The sequence below is a fragment of the Microbacterium sp. lyk4-40-TSB-66 genome, from assembly GCF_030209475.1.
Classification (GTDB): domain Bacteria; phylum Actinomycetota; class Actinomycetes; order Actinomycetales; family Microbacteriaceae; genus Microbacterium.
On the sequence record NZ_JARVRW010000004.1, the window covers coordinates 59,478 to 82,561 of the forward strand.

Sequence of the window (23,084 nt, forward strand, 5' to 3'; positions counted from 1 at the left end):
TTTTCGTACGGGGGGCTTCGTGGCGCCACGGGGGTGACTGCGATGAGCGACAACGGAGCGGAACGTCGGGATATTCCGACGTCGAGAGAAAAACCCGGGGGAGGGATGCCGCGGAGGGCGAGGCCCGAGTCTAGCGGGCGCCTCCGACGCAGGGCAGGCGGAGCCGGTGTCGGTGGTCGGACGTAGGCTGGCCCGCATGAACCCGGGTGGTGTGGGCGGAAGCATGTTCCGCGGCGTCGACGCCGACGTGCAGCGCCGTCGGAACGCCCAGGCGCCGCGCGTCGCCGACCTGGGCCGCCGGGTCGTCGAGCTGTTCCGTCCCTACCGTTGGCGGATCGTCTTCACCGCCGTCCTCGTGGTGGTGGGCGCCGCGGTGGCCGTCATCCCGCCGCTGCTCGTGCAGAGGATCTTCGACGACGCGCTGTTCCCGGTCGACGGATCCAGCCCCGACCTCGTCCTGCTGGCCGAGCTCGTCAGCGTGATGATCGTGCTCTTCCTCTTCTCGGCGGGGCTGAACGTCGGGCAGACCTGGCTCACGGCCACGGTGGGCAATCGCGTGACGGGCGACCTCCGCACGCGTCTGTTCGATCACCTCCAGTCGATGGAACTCGGCTTCTTCACCCGGACGAAGACGGGTGTCATCCAATCGCGGCTGCAGAACGACGTCGGCGGTGTCTCGGGTGTCCTGACCAACACCGTCACGAGCATCCTCGGCAACGCCGTGACCGTCATCGCATCGCTGGTCGCGATGATCCTCATCGACTGGCGCCTGACGCTCATCGCGGTTGCCCTGATGCCGTTCCTCATCTTCGTGCAGCGCAGGGTCGGCCAGGTGCGGGCGCGCATCGCGGGCGAGACGCAGGAGTCGCTGTCGGAGCTGTCGGCCATCACGCAAGAGACGCTGAGCGTGTCGGGCATCCTGCTGTCGAAGTCGTTCAACCGCCAACGGACCGAGTCGGCACGCTTCGACGCCGAGAACGACAACCAGGTGCATCTGCAGGTGCGTCGGGCGATGAGCGGCCAGGGCTTCTTCGCCGTCGTCCAGGTCATCATGTCGAGCGTGCCGGCGATCATCTACCTCGTCTCCGGCTACCTCATCGGCGGGGGCGCCGGGGCGATCACGGCGGGCACGATCGTCGCCTTCACCACGGTGCAGGCCCGGCTGCTCATGCCGTTGATGGGGCTGATGCGCGTCGCGCTCGACGTGCAGACCTCGTCGGCGCTGTTCGCCCGCATCTTCGAGTACCTCGACCTGAAGCCGGCGATCGTCGACGTGCCCGACGCGCTTCCCGTGTCGGCGGCTCCCGGACCGCTGGGCCGTATCGAATTCCGCGATGTGGAGTTCCGCTATCCCGATGCTCCGGCCCACACGCGTCCCACGCTCGACGGGGTGTCGTTCACCGTCGAGCCGGGGCAGCACGTGGCGTTCGTCGGACCGTCGGGCGCGGGCAAGACGACGATCCTCTACCTGACCCCGCGCATGTACGAGGCGTCCGGCGGTGCGGTGATGTTCTCGGGTGCCGACGTGCGCACCCTCGACCGCGCCTCGATCGTCGACGAGATCGGCATCGTCTCTCAAGAGACCTACCTCTTCCACGCCACCGTGCGCGAGAACCTGCGCTACGCGCGACCGGATGCCACCGACGACGAGATCGTGGCCGCCTGCCGCGCCGCGAACATCCACCACGTGATCGCGTCGTTCGAGGCCGGTTACGACACCGTGGTCGGTGAGCGCGGGTACCGCCTGTCGGGTGGGGAGAAGCAGCGCATCGCCATTGCGCGCGTGCTGCTGAAAGACCCGCCGGTGCTTCTGCTCGACGAGGCGACGAGCGCCCTCGACACGGTGTCGGAACGCATCGTGCAGGAAGCTCTCGAGACCGCCTCGCACGGACGCACGACGCTGTCGATCGCGCATCGCCTGTCGACCGTGATCGGTGCCGACCGCATTCACGTCGTCGACGCCGGACGCATCGTCGAGTCGGGCACGCACAGTGAGCTGCTGGCCGCCGGCGGGCTCTACGCGAGCCTCGCCGCCGAGCAGCTCGCGGCCTCCTTCGTGCTCGCCGAAGAGCAGCACGATGCGGCGGGTCTCGCACATGCCGCGCTGCCCGAGCGTCGCGCCGACGAGCCGCCGGCCTAGCGTCCTCCCGGTGCGGCCCGCGCAGCCCGGCGCGGGCTTCACGCCTATCCGGGCACGGCTGCCCCGCCCGGCGGCCTTCTCAGGCCGGCAGCGTCTCCACGAACGCCTCCAGGGCCACCCCGTACGCGGGGTCGGTGTGCGTCTCGGCGATGCGCAGCAACGGCGGGAGGTCGAGCGTGCGGATGAGCGCCGCGCGTTCCCGCACCGCCGCGTCGGCCCCGGCCGCCCGAAGCACGGCGATGCCCTCGCCGAGCGCGTCGAGGTAGTCGCGCAGCACGTCGAGTTCGCCGAGGCGCTGCGTGATCGAGCCGCCGTCGCGGCGCTGCCTCCACTCGACGACAACGTCGGGGACCACGTCGAACGTCTCGGCGAGTGTGTACATGCGCTGCGCGAGAACCTGATCCTCGTAGTAACGCCCCTCGGGGAATCGCAGGTCGTGCGCGCGCCAGAAGGAGGTGCGACTCACCTTCGACCACGCGACGATGTTCCCGGATGCCGCGGGGTGCTCGGCCAGGGTCGTCTGCTCCCGCGCCGGGTCGGTGGCCGCGGTGACCCACGGTTGCACGTCGCCCGCGGTGTAGCCGGGGCCCTCGGCATCCGGTCGCAGACGGACGTACGCACCCACGACGAAGTCGCTGCCCGTGCGCTCGAGGGTGTCGGTGAGGCGCGTCAGCGCGTCGGGACGCATCCGGTCGTCGGCGTCGAGAAACGCGGTGTACGGCGTGTCCACGTGGGTGAGTCCGGTGTTGCGCGCGGCGCCGAGGCCGCGCTGCCGGTCGTGGCGCACGAACCGGAACCGCGGGTCGGCGGCAGCGGCGTCGGCGAAGATGCGGGTCGTCTCGTCGGTGGACGCATCGTCGACGAGCACGGCCGCCCACCGGGCGTGGGTCTGTGCGCGAAGCGAGTCCAGCACTTCTTCGGCGTATTCGGCGACGTCGTAGCCGGGAACGATGACGGTGACCGCGGGGGAACTCACCCGCGCGATCCTATGGCCGAAACAGCGTCGGCGACCGCATCGGCGACCGGGTCGAGGGATGCCGTGAGGGCGTGCGGCAGGGTGAAACGCACGGCGGTGCGCGCGTCGTCGTGAGCGACGCCGAGTGCCGTCAGCACGTGCGAGGCCTCGTCGCTGCCCGCGGCGCACGCGGATCCGCTGGAGGAGACGATCCCGCGGCGCTCGAGCTCGAGCAGCACCGTCTCGCCGTTGGTGCCCGGGAAGACGAAGCTCGCCGTGGCCGGCAGCCGCCGGGTCCGGTGCCCGGTCAGCCGGGCACCGGGGACGAGGGCGAGCACCCGGGCGATGAAGGCGTCGCGAAGGGCCGAGAGCCGCGCGGCCTCCTCGAGACGCTCCGCCTCCGCGAGTTCGAGCGCGCGGGCGATGGCCACCGCCCCGGCCACGTCGGGAGTCCCCGAGCGGCGCCCGCGCTCCTGTCCGCCCCCGTGCAGCAGCGGCTCGAACGGCAGCCGGCCCCGGACGGCCAGGATGCCGGTGCCCTTGGGTGCGCCGATCTTGTGGCCGGCCACGGTCACGGCATCCGCTCCGAGATCAGACAGCGGCAGCCACCCGGCCGCCTGGACGGCGTCGAGGTGCAACGGCACCCCGCGGGCGTGAGCTGTCGCCGCGAGGGCGGCGGCATCCTGAATCGTGCCGACCTCGTTGTTGGCGTAACCGATGCTCACCAACGCCGTGTCGTCGCGGAGCGCGTCGGTGAGCACCTCGGTCGTGAGGGTGCCCGTCGCGTCGACCGGCGCGTGGGTGACCTCGACGCCGTGCAGGCGCGCGAGGTAGTCGGCCGAGGCGAGCACCGATTCGTGCTCGATCGCGGTCGTGACGAGGTGCCGGCGCCCGGATCCGAGGACGAGGCCTTTGATCGCGGCGTTGTTCGACTCGGTGCCGCCGGAGGTGAACACCACATCGCCGGCGCGCATGCCGAGGACGGCGGCGACCCGGCGACGGGCATCGTCGAGGGCGGATGCCGCGGCCTCACCCACCTCGTGATGGCTCGACGGGTTGCCGAAGAACCGCGTGAGGTAGGGGGCCATGGCCTCGAGCACCTCGGGGCGGACGGGCGTGGTCGCGGCGTTGTCGAGGTAGAGCGTCACGCCGTCTCGATGCGGATGTCGAGGCCCAGATCCAGCGACGGAGCCGAGTGGGTGAGGGCCCCGACCGAGATGACGTCTACTCCCGTCTCGGCGATCGCGCGCACGGTGTCGAGCGTCACCCCGCCCGAGGCCTCGATCTGCGCGGCGCCGGCGATGCGGGCGACCCCCACCCGCAGGTCGTCGAGCGAGAAATTGTCGAGCATGATGGTGCCGACTCCCGCGGCGAGCACCGCGTCGATCTGATCGAGTCGGTCCACCTCGACCTCCACGTGCGTGGTGTGCGGGAGTCTTGCGATCGCACTCTCGAGAGCCTGCGTCACCGACTGTCCGCTCGCCGTCAGTACGGCGAGGTGGTTGTCCTTCGCCATCACGGCATCCGAGAGCGAGAAGCGATGGTTGTGGCCGCCGCCGTCGCGGACAGCCTGGCGCTCGATCGCGCGCAGGCCCGGCGTGGTCTTGCGGGTGTCGACGATGCGGGCTCCCGTGTGCGCGACCTCGGCGACATATCGGTTGGTGAGCGTCGCGATCCCCGACATGCGCTGCACGAAGTTCAGGCCGATCCGCTCGGCGGTGAGCACCGCTCGCGCGGGCCCGGTGACCACCGCGAGCGTGTCGCCCGCCGCGAAGTGCTGACCGTCGGTGACCCGCTGCTCGACCACGACGGACGAGTCGGTCAACGTGAAGGCGGCCGCGAACACGGCCGCGCCCGAGAAGACCCCGTCGACGCGCGCGACGAGGGCGGCCCGCGCGGTCGCATCCGCCGGGATGAGCGTGTCGCTGGTGAGGTCGCCCCAGGGCGCGTCCTCTTCGAGGGCGGCCGAGACGACGCGGTCGATGGCGGCACGGGTCAGCATGCGAGGACCTCCTGGGGAAGGGGAGAGGATGCCGCGCCGTCGAGCGCGGCGGCGGGGCGAGGTGTCGCGTGGACCGCATGATCCGCAATCGCGGCGCGGACGGGCTCGCCCGCAGCGGTGCCGCTCCGCGCGCGGAGCATCGGCGACCCGGTATCCGAACGGAAGTGCGCTCCGACCGATCCGGTGCGCGCGCGGGCGGCGGCGACGACGCGGCGGGCGACGAGGAGCAGGTTGGCGTCCTCGATCGAGCGGGAAGAGGGGTCGGCGCTCCACGCGGCGAGGATCCCGGCCGCGCGTTCCAGACCGACGGCGTCGCGGACGAGGCCGGCTTCGGCCCACATCAGCTGCTGCAGCGCCGCACGCGAGAAGGGGACCGCATCCGGTGCCGGGCGCGAGAGCGGCGAGGTCGCGGCGTCGACCTCCCGCTCCACCGGAGGGGCGACCGGCCACGCGCGGTCGCGCGCCACGGCGTCGCCCGCCCGCGCACCGAACACCGCCCCCTCCAGCAGCGAATTGGATGCCAGTCGGTTCGCGCCGTGCACGCCCGTGCGGGCCGTCTCGCCCACCGCGTACAGCCCCGGCACCGTGGTGCGCCCATCGAGGTCGGTCACGACCCCGCCCATCAGGTAGTGCGCCGCGGGCGTCACGGGGATCGGGTCCACGGCCCAGTCGAGACCGCGTTCGCGCACGGCGGCGTCGATGGTGGGGAAGCGTTGCGCGAGACGCTCCGCGCCGAGCGCTGTGGCGTCCAGACGCACCGGTCGTCCGTTCTGGGCGGCCATGGCTCGGGCGTTCGCCCGGGCGACGACGTCGCGCGGAGCGAGCTCGCCGTCGGGGTGGGCATCGAAGCCGAAGCGGTGTCCGGCATCGTCGATGAGGGTCGCGCCCTCGCCGCGCACGGCTTCGGACACGAGGAAGGGCGCGCCGACGGCGAGGGCGGTGGGATGGAACTGCACGAACTCGAGGTCGGCGACCGCCGCCCCCGCGCGTATCGCCGCGGCGACGCCGTCACCGGTCGCCCCCCGGGGATTCGTGGTGTGCGCGTAGAGCTGCCCGGCGCCGCCCGTCGCGAGGATCACGGCGTCGGCGTCGATGCGCTCGCCGCCGTCGAGCTCGATGCCGACGACGCGGCCGCCGCGCAGCACGAGGTCGCGCAACAGCGCGTGCTCGCGCACGCGCAGCCCGGCGGCGCGGACGGCAGCGCCGAGGGCCGCCTGGATCTCCGCCCCGGTCGCGTCACCGCCGGCGTGCAGCACGCGCGGCATCGCGTGCGCCGCCTCGAGACCGCGGGCGAAGTCGCCGTCGGGCGTGCGATCGAAGTCGACGCCGCGCGCGACGAGTTCGGCGATCAGCGAGGGTCCCTCACCGACGAGCACGTCCACCGCGGCCGGGTCGTTCAGCCCCGCGCCCGCGGTGCGGGTGTCGGCCGCGTGCGAGGCGACGCTGTCGGCGGGGTGGGTGACGGCGGCCACGCCGCCCTGCGCCCAGCGCGTGTTGGTCTCGGAGAGCTCGCCCTTCGTCACGATCGTGACGTGGCATCCGTTCTCCGCCGCGTGCAGCGCCGCCGTGAGACCGGCGATGCCGCTGCCCACCACGACGACGGTGGTCATTTCACCGCACCGCTGGGCTTGGCCGCGAGCATGCGCTCGAGCGCGACGGTGGCGGGGGCGGCGACGTCGGTCGGGACCGTGATGCGGTTGACGATCTCGCCGGCGACGAGCGACTCCAGGACCCACGCGAGGTAGCCCGGGTGGATGCGGTACATCGTCGAACAGGGGCAGACCACGGGGTCGAGGCAGAAGATCTCGTGCTGCGGGTACTGGGCGGCCAGGCGCTGCACGAGGTTGATCTCGGTGCCGATCGCGAAGGTCGTGGGCTCGGTCGCTGCGGCGATCGCCTTGCGGATGAGGTCGGTGGACCCGGCTTCGTCAGCGGCATCCACGACGTCCATGGGGCACTCGGGGTGCACGATCACGCGGACGCCGGGGTGCTCGGCACGCGCACGGTCGATCTGGTCGACGGTGAAGCGGCGGTGCACCGAGCAGAAGCCGTGCCACAGGATGACGCGGCTGTCCTGCACCTGCTCGGCGGTCGAGCCGCCGAGGGCCTTGCGCGGGTTCCACATCGGCATCTGCTCGAGCGGCACGCCCATCGCCTTGGCGGTGTTGCGACCGAGGTGCTGGTCGGGGAAGAACAGCACGCGGCGACCGCGCGCGAACGCCCACTCGAGCACGGTCCGCGCGTTCGACGACGTGCAGACGATGCCGCCGTGTCGGCCCACGAAGCCCTTGATGGCGGCGGAGGAGTTCATGTACGTCACCGGGATGACGGGCACGAGGCCCTCGGCATCCGGTGTCTCGAGGTCGCCGAGCACGTCTTCGAGCTGCTCCCAGCACTCTTCGACCTGGTCGATGTCGGCCATGTCGGCCATGGAGCAGCCGGCGGCCAGGTTCGGCAGGATGACGGCCTGATCGGGCGTCGACAGCAGGTCGGCGGTCTCGGCCATGAAGTGCACGCCGCAGAAGACGATGGCCTCGGCCTGGGGGTGCTCGAGGGCCGCATTGGCGAGCTGGAAGGAGTCGCCGACGTAGTCGGCGTGCCGCACGACCTCTTCGCGCTGGTAGAAGTGCCCGAGCACGACGACCCGGTCGCCGAGGGTCTTCTTCGCCGCGCGGATCCGTGCGTCGAGCTCGTCGTCGGACGCATCGCGGTACCGCTGCGGTAGCTCGCCCTGGCGCGGCGCACCCGTCGGGATGACGTCGCCCATCGACGAGCCGGGGCCGTAACCGGGGCGCGTGTCGAAGTCCCACGGGCCGACGGCGAGGTCGGTGGTGCAGGTGGCGTCGATCGACGCGCCGGAGACGATCGCCTGGATCGCGTGATCGACACTCGGGTCGATCGCGGGGCGGGGCTGCAGGGTGAGGGGTGTGGCGGCCATGGGCGTTCCGATCAGTGACGGGTGGGGAGCGGGCCGCGGTCGGCGAGCTCCACATCGCGGTTGTAGCGGTACAGACGGGCGGGGCGGTGGCTTCCGGTGCGGAAGCGCTCGGTGGGGATGAGGGTGTCGGACGTGTCGACCTGGCGGCGGAAGTTCGCGGGGTCGAGCCTCTTGCCGAGGATCGTCTCGTTGACCTCGCGCAGGTCGGCCAGCGTGAACTCGTCGGGGAGCAGACCGTGCGCGATCCGGCTGTAACCCACCTTGTTGCGCAGGCGCCACAGCGTGTACTCCACGATGTCGTCGTGATCGAAGGCCAGGGCCGGCAGGTCGGTGGCGTCGAACCACTCGACGTTCTCGGGGGCGTCTCCTTCTCGCGCGTGGGCGGCGACCTGGGCGTCGACCTCGTCGGAACGCAGCAGCGCCCAGTAGACGATCGACACGACGCGGGTGGGGGAGCGGTCGACGGCCCCGAAGGCGTAGAGCTGCTCGAGGTAGCTCGGCGTCAGTCCCGTGGTCTCGGCCAGGGTGCGGGATGCCGCGACGTCGAGCCCCTCAGCGGCGTCGAGCCAGCCGCCGGGCAGCGCCCACCTGCCGTCGAAGGGGTCTCGGGTACGACGGACGAGGGGGAGCGAGAGCACCGGTTCGTCGTGCTCATCTCGGCGCACGCTGAAGATGACGGTCGACACCGCGACGCGCACGTCGGCGTCGCGGGTCTCGGGGGCGGGGGTTCTTGTCATGGTGACCATATCTCCGTGACGATCTTAGTGTCATCTCGACTCGAAGGGCGAATCGGGGCGGGGGCGGGGGCGGTCCGGGGGCGGTGGGAGGCGGGGTGGGGGCGGGTCCGGCGCGTGCCGTCGCGGGGCGGGTCGAGGGCGGGTGGGGTTCCGGGCCGGGTGGGGTGTCGGCCGGGCGGGCGGGCAAGCGGGTCCGGGTGCGGCCGGCGTGGCGGGGTGGGCGGGTGCGGTCGGCGTGGCCGGGTCGGCGGGTGCGGCCGGCGTGGAGGCGTGGCGGGGTGGCCGGGTGGGCGGGTGCGGTTGGCGTGGCGGGGCGGGCGGGTGCGGGGCACGCGTTGTGCAGCGGGGCGGGGAATGTCCGCCCCGGTGCACAACCCGCGCCCCGCACCGCGGTGACGGCCCGGCCGGGCGCGCAGGGGCTGCTGCGTCGACACGGCATGGTTCGGGTACGGGCGGGTTCGGGGCGGGATCCGCCGATCGGGGCGGGATTCGCCCGCCCCAACCCGCCGATCGCGCCCCGGTCCAGCCCGACCCCGACTCCGGAACGGCGCGTGCCCCGGCCGCGTCGAAAGGGTTCTCTCAGACGCACGGCTTAGCGTGAGAGTTGGATTGGGGAGGTCGGATGCCGATCATCGACATCGTTCTGATCGCCCTGCTGGTGATCGCGCTCATCACGGGCCTGGCGCGGGGATTCCTCGCCACCATCGGTTTCTTCGCCGGTCTCGCCGTCGGTGCCGTGGCCGCGTATTGGGCGACGCCCTTCGTGGGTCAGTGGGTCACCTCACCGTCGTGGCGCGGTCCGGCGATGATCCTCACCGGCATCCTGCTCCTGCTCATCGGATCGGGACTCGGCACCGCCGTGGGCGGCTTCATCCGTCGTGGCGCCGATCGCATCAAGCTGCGGGTGCCTGAACGCCTGCTCGGTGGAGTGGTCAACGTCGCCGCCGCGGCGCTCGCGATCTCGTTCGCCGCCGGGTCGTTGACGCCCGTGGGGGTGCCGGTCGTGTCGGCGGCCCTCGGCTCGTCGGCCGTCGTCCGGACGATCGACGATCTGACGCCGGCGCCGGTGCGAGGCGCACTCGCGGAGCTCCGCGGAACGGTCTTCGCGGAGGGCATCCCGCGCCTCGGACAGCTCATCCAGATCGGCCCCGTGCCGAGCGCCCCCGCGGTCGCGCTCGACGATCCGGCCCTGACGCAGGCCGCGCAGTCGGTCGCCCGCATCTCCGGCACCGCCTACGCGTGCGGTGTGACGTCGAGCGGGTCGGGGTTCGTCGTCGCCGCCGACCGCGTGATGACGAACGCCCACGTGGTCGCCGGTGTCGACACCCCGGTGGTGGAGCTGCCCGGTCGCCCCGCCCGCGAAGGACGCGTGGTCTACTTCGACCCCATCGACGACATCGCCGTGGTGTCCGTCGACGGACTGGATGCCACGCCCCTCCCCGTCGTCTCGACGCTCGACGTCGGATCGCCCGCCGTGGTGCAGGGATACCCCGGCGGAGGGCCGTTCACCTCGGGGAGCGCCCAGGTGCTGTCGGAGGGAACGGTTCCCGTCCCCGACATCTACGACGGGTCGTCGTCGCCGCGCGACATCTTCGCCCTCGCCGCGATCGTCCGCCCCGGCAACTCAGGCGGACCACTTCTCACCACGGGTGGTGAAGTCGGCGGGATCGTCTTCGCCCGCTCCGACACCGACGACAACGTCGGGTACGCGATGACGCCGGTCGAGCTCGAGCCCGTCCTGGCGCAGATCGATGCTCTGGCGGCGCCGGTGGCATCCGGGAGCTGCACGCGGGGCTGAGCCCGACGAGCAGGCTTCCGCGTCGTGCGGCGGGCGACTCGACCGTCCGCGATCGAGCTCCCGCGCGGGTGAGCCGGTCCATCGGCGTTCTTGCGGGACATGCGCAGGCGGGAGCAGGCGTTAGCAGTTCACCCCGCGCGGCCTGTGGAGAATTTCTGAGGCAGCCGGGCGCATTTCTCTAGGGTCTCGGCATGGCTGACCGATATGCGATCGACGTGAACGGCTTCCTCGACCTGGCGTCGCGGACGGCACGGCGTCTCGACTCCCTCGCCGAGACCATGTGCGGCGTTCGGTTCGTCGTGGACGACGTGCGGGATGCCGTGGCCCCGGCCCCCGATCTCGCTCGCGCCTTCGCCCGAGCGGTAGACCCCTGGATGGAGCGCGCGACGGCACTCGATGAGCACGGGGGAGCGGTGTTGTCGGCCGCCGAGCGCGCCGTCGTCGAGTACTGCCGCGCGGATGCCGCGATGGCCGTGGACACCGACCGCGCCGCCGACTCGCGCGGGCACGGACGCTGGAGAATCGCGTGAGTGAGCAGGGTCTCACCGTGCCATCCGTGCCCGTGCGTGCCGACGAGCTGGATCACGCCGCGCACCGCCTGCGCGATCGCGCAACGGCGGTCGCACCGACGGCCGACGAGGTCGTCGTAGGGTGGAGCGACCTGGGCGCGACCTACGACGCCCCCGAGGCGGCGGAGCTCACGGAAAAGATGAGCGGCCTCTCCGCGGGCGGAAGACAGACGAGTGAGGCGTTCGCGCGAGTGGGTGCTGTGCTGGGTGAACTCGCCGATGCGCTCGCGGTGCTGGAGTGGAGGCGTTCTCTGCTCGTCGAGGAGGCCGCAGCGATCCCGACCGAGACGACAGGCCCGGCGTCCGGTAGCGCGGACGTCGAGTCCGCCATCGCGCGCCTGCGGTTGGACGTCGCCGCCGTGATCGACGACGCGTGCCGCGACCTCGCCGGGATCGGCGAGCCGCCCCCGCTGCCCATTGCGGCGGGTGGAGTGGTTTCGTCCCCGATCGGGCCGCGGATCACCTGGCAGATGCGCACGGAAGCGCTCGCCGCCGAGACGCTGCTCACGCCGCTGGTCGAGATCGCCCGAGGCGGAGCGGGCCGGATGAGTCAGATCCTTGCTGATCACCCCGACTGGATCGAAAGGTTTCGACGACGTCCTCTCGCGTCGGGCGCGGTGAAGGTGTGGTGGGACGCGCTGACGCCCGGACGGCAGACGGCGCTGATCAACGGGGCGCCCGAGCTGATAGGGGCGCTCGGCGGCGTGCCAGTGCTCGCCCGCGTCGCGGCGAACCGTGTCGTGGCACAGGATCGGCTGCCGACGGTGGAGCGGGAGATCGAGCGCCTCGAGTCGCTGTTCGACGAAGGGGCGGCGGCGACTCTGCAGGCCGAACGTCGCAGCGCTCTTGAACGTCTGCGCACGGAGCGCGACTACCTCGGTCTCGTCGTCGCCGGAGACGTTCAGCTCGTGCTTTATCAGCCCGAGCAGAAGCGGATAGCAGAGATGATCGGCACACCGGGGCCGGAAACGAAGCGCGTCCTGACATTCGTGCCGGGAACGTTCACGTCGCTGGACAGCTTCTACGGGGGTGGGGCGCAGCAGCTGCCGGAGTGGCTGACGAAACAGGACAGCGGGATGCTCGCCTTCGTCTGGAAGGGCGTGGAGTTTCCAGGCGACGACAACAGCGCGGGACCAGTCGATCAGGCGCTGGGAATAGGTGAGGCCAATGATCAGCAACGAGCGCTCCCGGCTGGCGAGAGCCTGACGCGTTTCGTGTCCGAGATGCGCTCGGACACCGCCATCGCGGGAGCCCAGCAGATCGCAGGTGGATACAGCTGGGGTCTCGTTCCAGTGACCGCCTCCGAGCTCGCCGGCACACACTACGACGTCGTCAATTCGTTCGCGGGAGCCTGGGTGCCGGAGCGATGGACGGCCGATCCGACGACCGAGTACTTCCACTGGAGCTACACCGATTTCCTCTCGATGGCACAGGATCTCGGGTGGGTGGGAGGCGGGCGCAACCCCGACGTCATGCCGGGATTCCAGAGCCGGATCTACGATCGACCCGGTGACTATGACGCGCCGTTTGGCGGGGAGCTCGCACCCTTCATTGCCCCCGACAACCCGTCCGTTCGGATGTCGCTGGATCCGTTCGCAAGCCATCAGCTGATCGCCTCGGACGGGCCCGAGAACCGGTTGGCGCTCGACGACATCCGCGACGCCATCCTGAAGGGGGAGAAATGAGGGGCATCCAGGTCAGTGCCGCCACCTTGGTCATGCTGGTTACTCTCTCGAGTTGCGCCTCGCCCGGGGGGGACCTCGACCCCGGCCTATCTCTGCCAGACGCGAAGGCACGCACCATGGCGGTTGAGAAAGAGATAGCGGATACGCTGCCCGAGGATCTCGTGGTGTCTATCGACCAGAACGAGACCGGGTCATTCCTCTCCTGCACCCGCGACGGTGGCGAACAGTGGGCTGGCGGGCTCACGGTGCACGTTCGCGCGGAGGCGACCGCACCGCGACTCTTGGATCCCGTCGAGCAGCGTTACTCAGATGCAGACGGTGTCGGAGTCGATCGATGGGAGAGTGACGGCGATTCCATCGTCGAGATCACCGGCGCCTATCAGTCGTCTTGGATCGTTCGGTTCGACCCGGGTCGGGAGGAGGTACACGTGTCATCCTTCTCGGCGTGCATCCGCCTCCCCGATGACGTCTGGCGAGGCGGCTCCTACTGACGGGCCGAGCGGACGTCTGAGTTGATCGCAAGGGCTGTGCCCCGCGCCCCCCTCCGGTAGGCTGACCGCACAAGTCCACAACGGCCCCATGATCGATGCGGGAGAGCTCCGGCGCACGCAGCCGGGCACCGAAGGAGCAAGCCTCCCCGCCAATCTCTCAGGTACGCGTACCGCGTCGATCGGGCCACTCTGGAAAGTGATCCGGGTGCACCGCGCCGGATCCGCCGACGGTGAAAGCCCTCGACGTCAACGACGTCGTGGGCGAAACTCTCAGGCCCATGACAGAGGGGGAGTTCTTCAGGCGCTGACCGGCGTCTGTCCGTCATCGCGAACGGCAGAACTCATGACCAACACCCCCGCTCCACCGCGCACGTCGCCGCTGCACGATCGGCACGAGGCCCTCGGCGCCTCGTTCACCGACTTCGGCGGCTGGAACATGCCCGTGCGCTACACCTCCGACCTGGCCGAGCACCGCGCCGTCCGTGAGGCCGCCGGTCTGTTCGACATCTCGCACATGGCCGAGTTCACCGTCGAGGGCCCCGACGCCGGAGGCTTCCTCGACTACGTGCTCGCGGGCCGCCTGTCGACGATGAAGATCGGCAAGGCCAAGTACTCCCTCGTGCTCGCCGCGAGCGGCGGCATCGTCGACGACGTCATCGTGTACCGCACCGGTGAGCAGCACTTCCTCGTGATCGCCAACGCAGGCAACCGGGATGCCGTGGCCGCGGCCCTCGAGACGGCTCGGGTCGCCTGGGGCCGATCGTCGGACGCTGCGTCACGCACCGACACCGAGACCGGCGAGGGCTTTCCCGGATCGGAGGCTCCCACCGGGTCGGCGCCGAGCGAGGCCGGGACCCGCGCAGCATCCCAGGTCCCCGAAGGGACCGGACCACGCTCCTTCGCCTTCGTCGCCGGCTCCACCGGCCCGACCATCGAAGACGTCACCGACCACTTCGCGCTCATCGCCCTCCAGGGGCCCGAGGCTCGCGGCATCCTGAGTTCCACGCCCGGGGTCGAGATCTCCGGCACCGCGCTCGACGAACTCGGCTACTACGCCTGGACCGACGGCACCTTCGAGGGAGCGCCGCTCTTCGTCGCGCGAACCGGATACACCGGCGAAGACGGCTACGAGCTGCTGATCCCCACCACCCACGCGGGTGCCCTGTGGGACGCAGCTCTCGCCGCGGGCTCCGAGATGGGGCTCGTCCCGTGCGGTCTCGCCGCGCGCGACACCCTGCGGCTCGAAGCGGGCATGCCCCTCTACGGGCACGAGCTCTCCCGCGACATCGTCCCCGCCCAGGCCGGCCTCGGCCGGGTCGTCGCCGTCGACAAGGAGGCGTTCGTCGGAAAGGATGGCCTGTCGTCCGGACCCGCCGACGCGCCCGTTCTCGTGGGGCTCGTCTCCGAGGGTCGGCGCGCCGGTCGCGCCGGATACGCGGTGCTGCACGGCGATGACAGCGTCGGAGAGATCACCAGCGGCGCCCTCAGCCCCACCCTCGGCTACCCGGTCGCGATGGCGTTCGTCGCCCCCGCGGCATCCGAACCCGGAACCGAACTGACCATCGACGTGCGCGGAACCCGCATCCCCGCCACCGTCACCGCCCTTCCCTTCTATCGGAGAAACGCATGACCGACCTCACCGCCCTCAGCTACACGTCCGAGCACGAGTGGATCGCCCTGGAGGGCGACATCGCCACGGTCGGCATCACCGACTTCGCGGCCGAGAAACTCGGCGACGTCGTCTTCGTCGAGCTCCCCGCAGCCGAGTCCGCGGTGTCCGCGGGCGACGTCTGCGGCGAGATCGAGTCGACGAAGTCGGTCGGCGAGCTCTACGCCCCGCTCACCGGCACGGTCATCGACGTGAACGACGCCGTGGTCGACGACCCGTCGCTCGTCAACGCCGAACCCTTCGCCGGGGGCTGGCTCATCAAGATCCGCGTCGAGGGCGACCTGCCCGGCGATCTCCTCGACCGCGCCGCCTACGAGGACCTCACCGCATGAGCACTCTCCTTCCTCCCCGCACGGATGCGGGCACCCCGGCGGCCTTCACCGACCGCCACATCGGCGTCGACGCCGCGGCGCAGGCGCGCATGCTGGAGGTCGTCGGCTACGAAAGCGTCGACGCGCTCGTCGAGACCGCCGTCCCGGCATCCATCCACGTGCAGGCCCGCGCCACCAGTTCCATCCCGCCCGCGGCCACCGAGGCCGAGGCGCTGGCCGAGCTGCGCGAACTCGCCTCGATCAACCGTTCGGCCCGCCCGCTGATCGGCCTCGGCTACTACGACACCTTCACTCCGTCGGTGATCGCGCGGAACGTCCTCGAGAACCCCTCCTGGTACACGGCCTACACGCCCTACCAGCCCGAGATCTCGCAGGGCCGTCTCGAAGCGCTCATCAACTTCCAGACGATGGTCACCGACCTGACGGGACTCGCCACGGCGAACGCGTCGATGCTCGACGAATCCACCGCCGTCGTCGAGGGCATGCTGGTCGCCCGCCGCGCGTCCAAGGCCAAGACCGACGTCTTCCTCGTCGACGTCGACGCTCTGCCGCAGACGAAGGCCCTGCTGCACCATCGCGCCGCCGCCGTCGGGATCCGCATCCACGAGACCTCCTTCGACGGCGAATTCCCCGACGCGTTCGGCGCCTTCGTGCAGTACCCCGGCGCCACCGGGCGCGTGTGGGACTTCTCGCCCGTCGCGGACGCCGTGCATGCCGCCGGCGGCCTCGTCGTCGCCGCCGCCGATCTGCTCGCCCTGACCCTGCTGCGCTCGCCCGGCGCGCTCGGCGCCGACGTCGCGGTGGGGACGACCCAGCGCTTCGGGGTGCCGCTCGGCTTCGGTGGCCCGCACGCCGGCTACATGGCCGTCCGCGCCGGGCTCGAGCGTCAGCTGCCCGGGCGTCTGGTGGGCGTGTCCCAGGATGCCGTGGGCGCCCCCGCCTACCGCCTGTCGCTGCAGACGCGCGAGCAGCACATCCGTCGCGAGAAGGCGACCTCGAACATCTGCACGGCCCAGGTGCTGCTCGCCGTCATGGCGGCGATGTACGCGGTGTACCACGGACCCGACGGACTCCGCGCGATCGCGACGCGGGTCGCGCGCAAGGCCGACGCCCTGGCATCCGCCCTCCGTGCGTACGACCTGACGCTGGCGAGCGACGCGTTCTTCGACACCGTGCGCGTGCACGTGCCGGGGCGCGCGCACGACGTGGTCGACCGCGCCCGCGAGCGCGGCTACCAGCTGCTCTGGGTCGACGATGCGACCGTGGGCGTGTCGGTGGACGAGACGACGACGGATGCCGACATCTCGGCCGTCCTCGAAGCTTTCGGCCTCGCGACCGAGGACGTGCCGGAGGGGATCGCCCTCCGCGACGTCGACGGCGCGTTGCACCGCGACGACGAATACCTCACCCACCCCGTCTTCCACACGCACCGCAGCGAGACGGCGATGATGCGCTATCTCAAGTCGCTCGCCGACCGCGACTACGCACTCGACCGCGGAATGATCCCGCTGGGCTCGTGCACGATGAAGCTGAACGCCGCCACCGAGATGGCGGCGGTGTCGTGGCCGGAGTTCTCGCGCGTGCACCCCTTCGCCCCCGAGGCCGACGTGCACGGCTACCTCGAGATGATCGACCAGCTCGAACGGTGGCTGGCCGAGGTGACCGGCTACGACGCGGTGTCGCTGCAGCCCAACGCCGGGTCGCAGGGTGAGCTCGCGGGCCTGCTGGCGATCCGCGGCTACCACCTCGCGAACGGCGACACCGAGCGCACGGTGTGCCTCATCCCTTCGTCGGCACACGGCACGAACGCCGCCTCGGCGATCCTCGCGGGCATGAAGGTCGTCGTCGTCGCGTGCGACGAGGCCGGCAACGTCGACCTCGGCGACCTGCGGGCCAAGATCGCGCAGCATGCCGCGGAGCTCTCGGCGCTCATGATCACGTACCCCTCGACGCACGGGGTTTACGAGCACGACGTGCTCGAGATCACCCAAGCCGTGCACGACGCCGGCGGTCAGGTGTACGTCGACGGGGCGAACCTCAACGCGCTGCTCGGCTTCGCTCGCTTCGGCGATCTCGGCGGCGACGTGTCGCACCTGAACCTGCACAAGACGTTCGCGATCCCGCACGGTGGTGGCGGACCCGGCGTCGGCCCGGTCGCGGCCAAGGCGCACCTCGCGCCGCACCTGCCGTCGCATCCGTTCTCGCAGCGCGCAGACCACGCCGGGGGCACCTTCGACGGCGGCCCCGTGTCGGCGGCTCCCCACGGGTCGGCGGGGATCCTCCCCATCTCGTGGGCGTACGTGCGCATGATGGGCGCCGAGGGACTCCGTCAGGCGACCGCCGCGGCGGTGCTGTCGGCGAACTACATCGCCACCCGCCTGCGGGAGCACTACCCGGTGCTGTACGCGGGGGAGGGCGGCCTCGTCGCGCACGAGTGCATCCTCGACCTGCGTCCGCTCAAGGAACAGACGGGCGTCACCGTCGACGACGTGGCCAAGCGCCTCATCGACTACGGCTTCCACGCCCCGACGATGTCGTTCCCCGTCGCCGGCACGCTCATGGTCGAGCCGACCGAGAGCGAGGACCTCGCCGAGCTCGATCGGTTCGTGGATGCCATGATCGCCATCAAGCACGAGGCCCTCGCCGTCGCCGCGGGGGAGTGGCCCGCCGACGACAACCCGCTCGTGAACGCCCCGCACACGGCCGAGACGGTCGTCGTGGGCGAGTGGGAGCACCCGTACTCGCGCGAGACGGCGGTGTACCCCGTGCGCTCGCTCATCCGCGGAAAGTACTGGCCCCCGGTGCGCCGGATCGACCAGGCCTACGGCGACCGCAACCTGGTGTGCTCGTGCCCGCCGCCGGAGGCGTTCGCGTGACCCGCGGGCTTCTCGGCGACCGCTCTCAGGGGCGGTCGCCGGGAGCCCGTCCGTCGCCTCCGCGAGGAGGGACCGTGCACGTCGAACCCCGCCCACTCCGGTTTCGCACAGCGGGCGTTTAGTAAGGTTCCGGGTGTGCAACACGGCGTGAACGAGGAACTTCGACCGACCCGACGACGCGGCGGCCCAGGACGCGTGATCGCCCTCCTCGCCGCCGTGGGGATCGTCCTCGCCGGATGCTCGGCTCCGGAGCCCGCGCCCGAGACCGAGCAGGAAGCGCCTCCCACCACTCTGACGGTGGGCGTCGTCGGCTCTCTCACCAGCTTCAACGCCGCCAGCTCCACGGGAGACACCCCCGCCAACCAGGCCGTGGCATCCCTCCTCGACGAGAAGCTCGGGTCGCTCGACGGCGACCTGCAGGTGGTCCCCAACGACGGCTTCGGTCGCATCACCCGTGTGCAGGGCGACCCTCTCAAGGTCAGCTACGAACTGTTCGACGACCGCGTCTGGTCCGACGGCACGCCGGTCAGCCTCGACGACCTGTTGTTCGGTTGGGCCGTCACCTCCCATTTCTTTGACGACGCGACCTATGACGACGCCGGTCAGATCGTCTCGGGCACCAGATACTTCGACACCGCGATGCCGGCCGACCCGAATGCACGCACCGCACGACCCAGCATCGACCGGTCCGACGACACCCTGACCCTCACCTACGACCAACCCTTCGCGGACTGGAACCGGCAGTGGCTGCTCGACCGCCCCGTGCACGTCGTCGCCGAACGCGCCGGGGTGAGCGTGCAGGATCTGCTCACCGCCATCCTCACCGTCCCCGAGGGCGACCCGCAGACACCGGCCGAACCGAACCCCGTGCTGACGGCTGCGGCGCAGGCATGGAATACCGGCTTCGATGTGCCCGCCGGCACCGCGGTCGATCCGGCGAGCGTCGTCTCCGCGGGTCCGTGGACGGTGACCGAGTCGACAGCGGACACGCTGAGCCTCGCCCGCCGCTACAGCTACCAGGGCGCGCACTTCCCCGGCCTCGAAAATCTGAGCGTCCGATTCTTCCCCGACCGGGCCGCGCAGCTCTCCGCGCTCGAAGCGGGGGTCGTCGACGTCGCCAACGTCGGCGAGATCGATGTGGCCGAGCGCGAGACGCTCACCGACGCCGGCTATCAGGTGCAGGTCGGCCCCACCACCCAGACCCTGCATCTGCGGTTCGCCGACGACACGGCATCCGATCTGCGTCAGGCGATGACGTTGGCCATCGACCGCTCGTCGATCGTTCGCGACGTGCTCGGCCCGATGCGCCCCGACGCCCAACCGCTGCAGTCGTTCCTGTCGTCATCGGCGACCGGCCAGTTGTACAACGATCTGGTCTCCGGCAACGGTGCGCCCGGCACGGGCAGCGATGTGGATGCCGCCCGCAACGCGCTCGGTGATCGCGCCGCCGTCCTGCGGGTGGCCTACGACGCGACCGACGAACTCTCGTCGCAGGTTTTCCCGCGACTCGTGTCGATGGGGGCGCGGGCCGGCATCGCCGTGCGCGCAGCCACGGCGGACGACACCGCGGATGCCACGCTCTCGTGGGTCGGAGAAGACGAGAGCCTCTACCGGTCGGCGCGGGATCGCCTCGCCGAGGGCATCGACGGCCCGAACACCGACGATCTCTTCGCCGAGCTGACCGTGCACACCGATCCGGTCGACATCCTCGCCGAGGCGAAGGAGATCGACCGCTCGCTGTTCACCGCGTTCGCCGGCGTGCCTCTGTTCGAGCGCACGGGCGCCGTCGTCTCCGCCGAAGGCGTCGGGGGAGTGGACTACACCTCCGAACCCGACGGTGTGCCCCCGGCGTTCTGGACCTGGTCGGCGCCCCCGCAGTAGGCCGCGTCGTATCTCTCAGCTCGCAGGAGACGCGGGCGGGGCGAAGATCCCCGGCCACCACGCGGCGGCGAGCGGGTAGCCGACGAAGGCGATGATGTCGATGACGGTGTGCGCCACGACGAGGGGCATGACGCGCCCCCAGCGCTTGTAGCACCAGCCGAACACCAGTCCCATCACGACGTTGCCGAGCGCCGAGGGCCACCCCTGATACAGGTGATAGCTCCCACGCAGGAGCGCGGTCGAGACGATCACTCCCGTCCACGACCATCCCAGGCGGCGCAGCCGGTCGAACAGATACCCGAGGAAGATGACCTCCTCGGTGAGGCCGGCACGGAGTGCCGCGAGCACGAGCAGCGCGATCACCCACCACGACGAGTCGAGCGGCGCCGGCACGACCGCGATGCTCTGACCGATCGCCCGGCCGATGGCGTACACCCCGATACCGGGGACGCCGATGAGCAGAACGAGCGCGAGCCCGCGGAGCACGTCGGACCCGAACCGGCGGAAGTCGAGACCGGTCCGGCGCAGGGCGTTACCGGCCGGTTCCCACAGCAGATAGATCGCGACGGCCACGAGGGCCAGGGAGAAGAAGATGTCGAGGAACTGGTAGATCGCGTCCCACAGCGGCTCGGCACTGCGCGAGGGGTTCAGCTGCGTCTGCTGTTGGGAGATGGGCGCCCGCGTGGCCGCCCGCACGAACGACACGACCGAGTAGATCGCGGACTGGCCGACGCTGATGAGCAGGACGAGGACGACCTCCCACGCCAGCCGTCTGCGTGCGTAACCGTCGGAGCGCTCGATGGGTGAGGGGAAGGGGCCGAGCGTCACCGTCGACGTCGACAGGTCAGCCGCGTCGGAGCGGGTGGCCGAGGGATGCCGGGACATGGGAGACATTCAACACCGCGCCATCGAGACATTCCTATGGGATGCCGATGAGCGTCGCTCCGGCGAGAGGGCGGCCGAGGAGCGACGACCCGTGTGATTGTCAGAATGCTCGGATGAGCGCCCCGGAGATTAAAGGTCTGTAACGAAACATCTAAATGTTTTGACCATCAGGTGACATGTACCTATCGTTTCGGTATCCACGGCTCCCCCCGGCTGTTCTGCGCGGTGGGGTGCTCGTCAACCTTGCACTGGAGGCAAAGTGTCTGAAAAGACTCGGCGCATGCGCGCCCTCTCGGCGGGAGCAGGAGTCGCGGTCGCGGCTCTGGCACTCGCCGGATGCACCACCACCGCCACGCCCGAGGGCGATTCGAACACGGGTGGCACCATCACGATCGCCACGACGAACGCGTTCACCTCGTTCAACGGCGACACCCCCGAGGCCAACCTCGACACCAACGGCATGGTCGGCTACCTGACGGGTGTCAGCGGCGGTCTCGGTCTCGGTGGCTTCCAGCGCCTCGACAAAGACTTCTCGGTTCTGAACAACACCGACTTCGGCACCTACGAGACCGTGTCGGAAGACCCGCTGACGGTCAAGTACACCCTCAACGAGGGCCTGACCTGGTCGGACGGCGAGCCCATCAACGCCGACGACATGCTCGTCAACTGGGCCATCAACTCGGGCTACTACAACGACGCGATCCTCGACCCGGCGACCGGTGACGTCACCAACGGCGGTACGCAGTACTTCAGCCTCGCCGGCAGCACCGCAGGCCTCGACACCACCGCGTTCCCCGAGATCGGCGACGACAACATGTCGATGACGCTGACTTACTCGACGCCGTACGTCGACTACGAGCTCGTCAACCCGATCGGCAAGCCGGCCCACGTGCTCGCCGAGAAGGCCGGCGTCTCCGAGGCCGACTTCGTCGACCTGCTCAAGACGCTCCCCAAGGGCGACACCGCCGCGCCGGTCGCGCCGAACGCGACCCTGAAGGCCGCCGCCGACTTCTGGAACACCGGATACGACGTCACGGCGATGCCGACCGATGAGAGCCTCCTCGTCGCGAGCGGCCCGTTCATCGTGACCGACTTCACCCCCGAGCAGAGCATCACGCTGGGTAAGAACCCCAACTACAAGGGCGAGATGTCGCCCTCGTACGACCAGCTGATCATCCGCTTCATCGGCGACTCGAACGCCCAGGTGACGGCCCTCCAGAACGGCGAGGTGCAGGCCATCCAGCCGCAGGCCTCCGCCGACACGCTGACCGCGCTCGAGAACGCGAACGCCACGGTCCACTCGGGCAACCAGCTCGCCTACGACCACGTCGACCTGAGCTTCGGCGGCGTCTTCGCCGACGCGAACGTGCGCGAGGCCTTCCTCAAGACGATCCCGCGCCAGCAGATCCTCGAGTCGATCGTCACGCCGGTCAACCCCGACGCAGAGGTCCTCAACTCGCAGATCTTCCTCCCCACCGAGGGCGACCAGTACACCACCGCCGTCGCCTCCAGCGGATACGACGCCTTCACCGAGCCCGACATCGAGGGTGCCAAGGCTCTGCTGAACGGTGCCACCCCCACGGTGCGCATCCTCTACAACACCAACAACCCGAACCGTGTCGACAGCTTCCGCGCCATCCAGCAGTCGGCGCAGCAGGCCGGTTTCGTGATCGAGGACGCCGGTTCGCCCGACTGGAGCTCGCTGCTCGGCAGCGGTAGCTACGACGCGTCGATCTTCGGCTGGGTCTCGCCCGGTGCGGGTAACGCCGCTCTTCCGCAGATCTTCAAGACTGCCGGTGGCGGAAACTACAACAACTACAGCAACAGCGCCGTCGACACCCTCGTCGACGAGAGCCAGGTGACGGTCGACCCCACCGCGCTCGCTGACATCAAGGTGCAGATCGACACGGCGACGGCGAAGGACTTCTACGGTCTTCCGCTCTTCCAGTCGCCCGGTCTGTTCGCCGACAACGGTTCCGTGACGGGCGTCGATTACTTCGGCGGCCAGACCGGCATCGTGTGGAACGCGCAGGAGTGGACGCTGGCGGGTTGATGACCCGTTGAGCTCACGTGAGGCGCCGGAGTCGCTCGGCTCCGGCGCCTCACTTCGCGTGCGTGCAGCGCCG

At 70.4% G+C, this 23,084-nt stretch carries 17 protein-coding genes and 2 riboswitches; of the genes, 10 read left to right on the forward strand and 7 right to left on the reverse strand.

Translation table 11 applies throughout. The features are described 5' to 3' along the window. The first annotated feature begins 196 nt into the window (after window positions 1-196). On the forward strand, window positions 197-2,140 hold the full coding sequence (locus QRO03_RS07860; RefSeq protein WP_285136968.1) for an ABC transporter ATP-binding protein: 1,944 nt from the start codon (window positions 197-199) through the stop codon (window positions 2,138-2,140). Between the two features lie 79 nt (window positions 2,141-2,219). Here QRO03_RS07860 and QRO03_RS07865 read toward each other — a convergent pair whose 3' ends face one another. From QRO03_RS07865 to QRO03_RS07890, 6 genes are read right to left on the reverse strand one after another with little or no spacing between them, the layout of a single operon-like run. Next, entirely contained in the window at window positions 2,220-3,116 is an 897-nt protein-coding gene (locus tag QRO03_RS07865) for a glycosyltransferase family 2 protein (protein WP_285136969.1), read from the reverse strand. Continuing rightward, the gene (locus QRO03_RS07870; RefSeq protein ID WP_285136970.1) at window positions 3,113-4,243 is read right to left on the reverse strand and encodes a cysteine desulfurase family protein; all 1,131 of its coding nucleotides are present in this window, start codon (window positions 4,241-4,243) and stop codon (window positions 3,113-3,115) included. Before QRO03_RS07870 ends, QRO03_RS07865 begins: the two co-directional genes overlap by 4 nt. Then, the gene (gene nadC / locus QRO03_RS07875) at window positions 4,240-5,097 is read right to left on the reverse strand and encodes a carboxylating nicotinate-nucleotide diphosphorylase (protein ID WP_285136971.1); all 858 of its coding nucleotides are present in this window, start codon (window positions 5,095-5,097) and stop codon (window positions 4,240-4,242) included. The genes QRO03_RS07870 and nadC overlap by 4 nt, the downstream gene beginning before the upstream one ends. After that, entirely contained in the window at window positions 5,091-6,707 is a 1,617-nt protein-coding gene (nadB, locus tag QRO03_RS07880) for an L-aspartate oxidase (protein ID WP_285136972.1), read from the reverse strand. Before nadB ends, nadC begins: the two co-directional genes overlap by 7 nt. Further along, the gene (gene nadA / locus QRO03_RS07885; RefSeq protein WP_285136973.1) at window positions 6,704-8,035 is read right to left on the reverse strand and encodes a quinolinate synthase NadA; all 1,332 of its coding nucleotides are present in this window, start codon (window positions 8,033-8,035) and stop codon (window positions 6,704-6,706) included. The genes nadB and nadA overlap by 4 nt, the downstream gene beginning before the upstream one ends. 11 nt (window positions 8,036-8,046) lie before the next feature. Continuing rightward, on the reverse strand, window positions 8,047-8,772 hold the full coding sequence (locus QRO03_RS07890) for an NUDIX hydrolase (protein WP_285136974.1): 726 nt from the start codon (window positions 8,770-8,772) through the stop codon (window positions 8,047-8,049). 622 nt (window positions 8,773-9,394) lie between these two features. Between QRO03_RS07890 and QRO03_RS07895 the strand changes: the two genes are divergently transcribed. From QRO03_RS07895 to QRO03_RS07930, 8 genes are all read left to right on the forward strand, one after another. Continuing rightward, a complete protein-coding gene (locus QRO03_RS07895; protein ID WP_285136975.1) occupies window positions 9,395-10,570 on the forward strand; it encodes a MarP family serine protease in 1,176 nt (391 codons plus the stop codon). 191 nt (window positions 10,571-10,761) lie between these two features. Next, window positions 10,762-11,100, forward strand: coding sequence for a hypothetical protein (locus tag QRO03_RS07900; RefSeq protein ID WP_285136976.1), 339 nt, complete (start codon window positions 10,762-10,764; stop codon window positions 11,098-11,100). Beyond that, the gene (locus QRO03_RS07905) at window positions 11,097-12,824 is read left to right on the forward strand and encodes a hypothetical protein (protein WP_285136977.1); all 1,728 of its coding nucleotides are present in this window, start codon (window positions 11,097-11,099) and stop codon (window positions 12,822-12,824) included. Before QRO03_RS07900 ends, QRO03_RS07905 begins: the two co-directional genes overlap by 4 nt. Further along, window positions 12,821-13,315, forward strand: a complete 495-nt coding sequence (locus QRO03_RS07910) for a hypothetical protein (protein WP_285136978.1) — start codon at window positions 12,821-12,823, stop codon at window positions 13,313-13,315. The genes QRO03_RS07905 and QRO03_RS07910 overlap by 4 nt, the downstream gene beginning before the upstream one ends. An 88-nt stretch (window positions 13,316-13,403) precedes the next feature. Further along, window positions 13,404-13,498, forward strand: a riboswitch (glycine riboswitch). Next, window positions 13,499-13,610, forward strand: a riboswitch (glycine riboswitch). Window positions 13,611-13,658: 48 nt separating this feature from the next. Continuing rightward, window positions 13,659-14,945, forward strand: a complete 1,287-nt coding sequence (locus QRO03_RS07915) for an aminomethyl transferase family protein (protein WP_285136979.1) — start codon at window positions 13,659-13,661, stop codon at window positions 14,943-14,945. Further along, window positions 14,942-15,316 (forward strand): glycine cleavage system protein GcvH, encoded by a 375-nt coding sequence (gene gcvH, locus QRO03_RS07920; protein WP_285136980.1) that lies wholly within the window; start codon window positions 14,942-14,944, stop codon window positions 15,314-15,316. The genes QRO03_RS07915 and gcvH overlap by 4 nt, the downstream gene beginning before the upstream one ends. After that, window positions 15,313-18,192, forward strand: a complete 2,880-nt coding sequence (gene gcvP / locus QRO03_RS07925; RefSeq protein ID WP_285136981.1) for an aminomethyl-transferring glycine dehydrogenase — start codon at window positions 15,313-15,315, stop codon at window positions 18,190-18,192. The genes gcvH and gcvP overlap by 4 nt, the downstream gene beginning before the upstream one ends. A 195-nt stretch (window positions 18,193-18,387) precedes the next feature. Next, window positions 18,388-20,073: an ABC transporter substrate-binding protein gene (locus tag QRO03_RS07930; RefSeq protein WP_285136982.1), complete on the forward strand. Its 1,686-nt coding sequence runs from the start codon at window positions 18,388-18,390 to the stop codon at window positions 20,071-20,073. Window positions 20,074-20,088: 15 nt separating this feature from the next. On the opposite strand, the gene QRO03_RS07935 is transcribed toward QRO03_RS07930, so the two are convergent. Then, window positions 20,089-20,958, reverse strand: coding sequence for a CPBP family intramembrane glutamic endopeptidase (locus QRO03_RS07935; protein ID WP_285136983.1), 870 nt, complete (start codon window positions 20,956-20,958; stop codon window positions 20,089-20,091). A gap of 280 nt (window positions 20,959-21,238) precedes the next feature. Here QRO03_RS07935 and QRO03_RS07940 point away from each other — a divergent pair, with 280 nt between their 5' ends. Further along, window positions 21,239-23,011, forward strand: coding sequence for an ABC transporter family substrate-binding protein (locus QRO03_RS07940; protein WP_285136984.1), 1,773 nt, complete (start codon window positions 21,239-21,241; stop codon window positions 23,009-23,011). Window positions 23,012-23,084: the final 73 nt, after the last annotated feature.

Excerpts from the sequence above, each read along its gene's own strand:
- QRO03_RS07860 (WP_285136968.1), top strand. The coding sequence starts at position 197 with ATGAACCCGGGTGGTGTGGGCGGAAGCATGTTCCGCGGCGTCGACGCC.
- gcvH (WP_285136980.1), top strand. The coding sequence starts at position 14,942 with ATGACCGACCTCACCGCCCTCAGCTACACGTCCGAGCACGAGTGGATC.
- nadA (WP_285136973.1), bottom strand. The coding sequence starts at position 8,035 with ATGGCCGCCACACCCCTCACCCTGCAGCCCCGCCCCGCGATCGACCCG.
- QRO03_RS07890 (WP_285136974.1), bottom strand. The coding sequence starts at position 8,772 with ATGACAAGAACCCCCGCCCCCGAGACCCGCGACGCCGACGTGCGCGTC.
- QRO03_RS07935 (WP_285136983.1), bottom strand. The coding sequence starts at position 20,958 with ATGTCCCGGCATCCCTCGGCCACCCGCTCCGACGCGGCTGACCTGTCG.
- nadB (WP_285136972.1), bottom strand. The coding sequence starts at position 6,707 with ATGACCACCGTCGTCGTGGTGGGCAGCGGCATCGCCGGTCTCACGGCG.
- QRO03_RS07895 (WP_285136975.1), top strand. The coding sequence starts at position 9,395 with ATGCCGATCATCGACATCGTTCTGATCGCCCTGCTGGTGATCGCGCTC.
- QRO03_RS07900 (WP_285136976.1), top strand. The coding sequence starts at position 10,762 with ATGGCTGACCGATATGCGATCGACGTGAACGGCTTCCTCGACCTGGCG.
- QRO03_RS07940 (WP_285136984.1), top strand. The coding sequence starts at position 21,239 with ATGCGCGCCCTCTCGGCGGGAGCAGGAGTCGCGGTCGCGGCTCTGGCA.
- QRO03_RS07915 (WP_285136979.1), top strand. The coding sequence starts at position 13,659 with ATGACCAACACCCCCGCTCCACCGCGCACGTCGCCGCTGCACGATCGG.
- QRO03_RS07910 (WP_285136978.1), top strand. The coding sequence starts at position 12,821 with ATGAGGGGCATCCAGGTCAGTGCCGCCACCTTGGTCATGCTGGTTACT.
- gcvP (WP_285136981.1), top strand. The coding sequence starts at position 15,313 with ATGAGCACTCTCCTTCCTCCCCGCACGGATGCGGGCACCCCGGCGGCC.
- nadC (WP_285136971.1), bottom strand. The coding sequence starts at position 5,097 with ATGCTGACCCGTGCCGCCATCGACCGCGTCGTCTCGGCCGCCCTCGAA.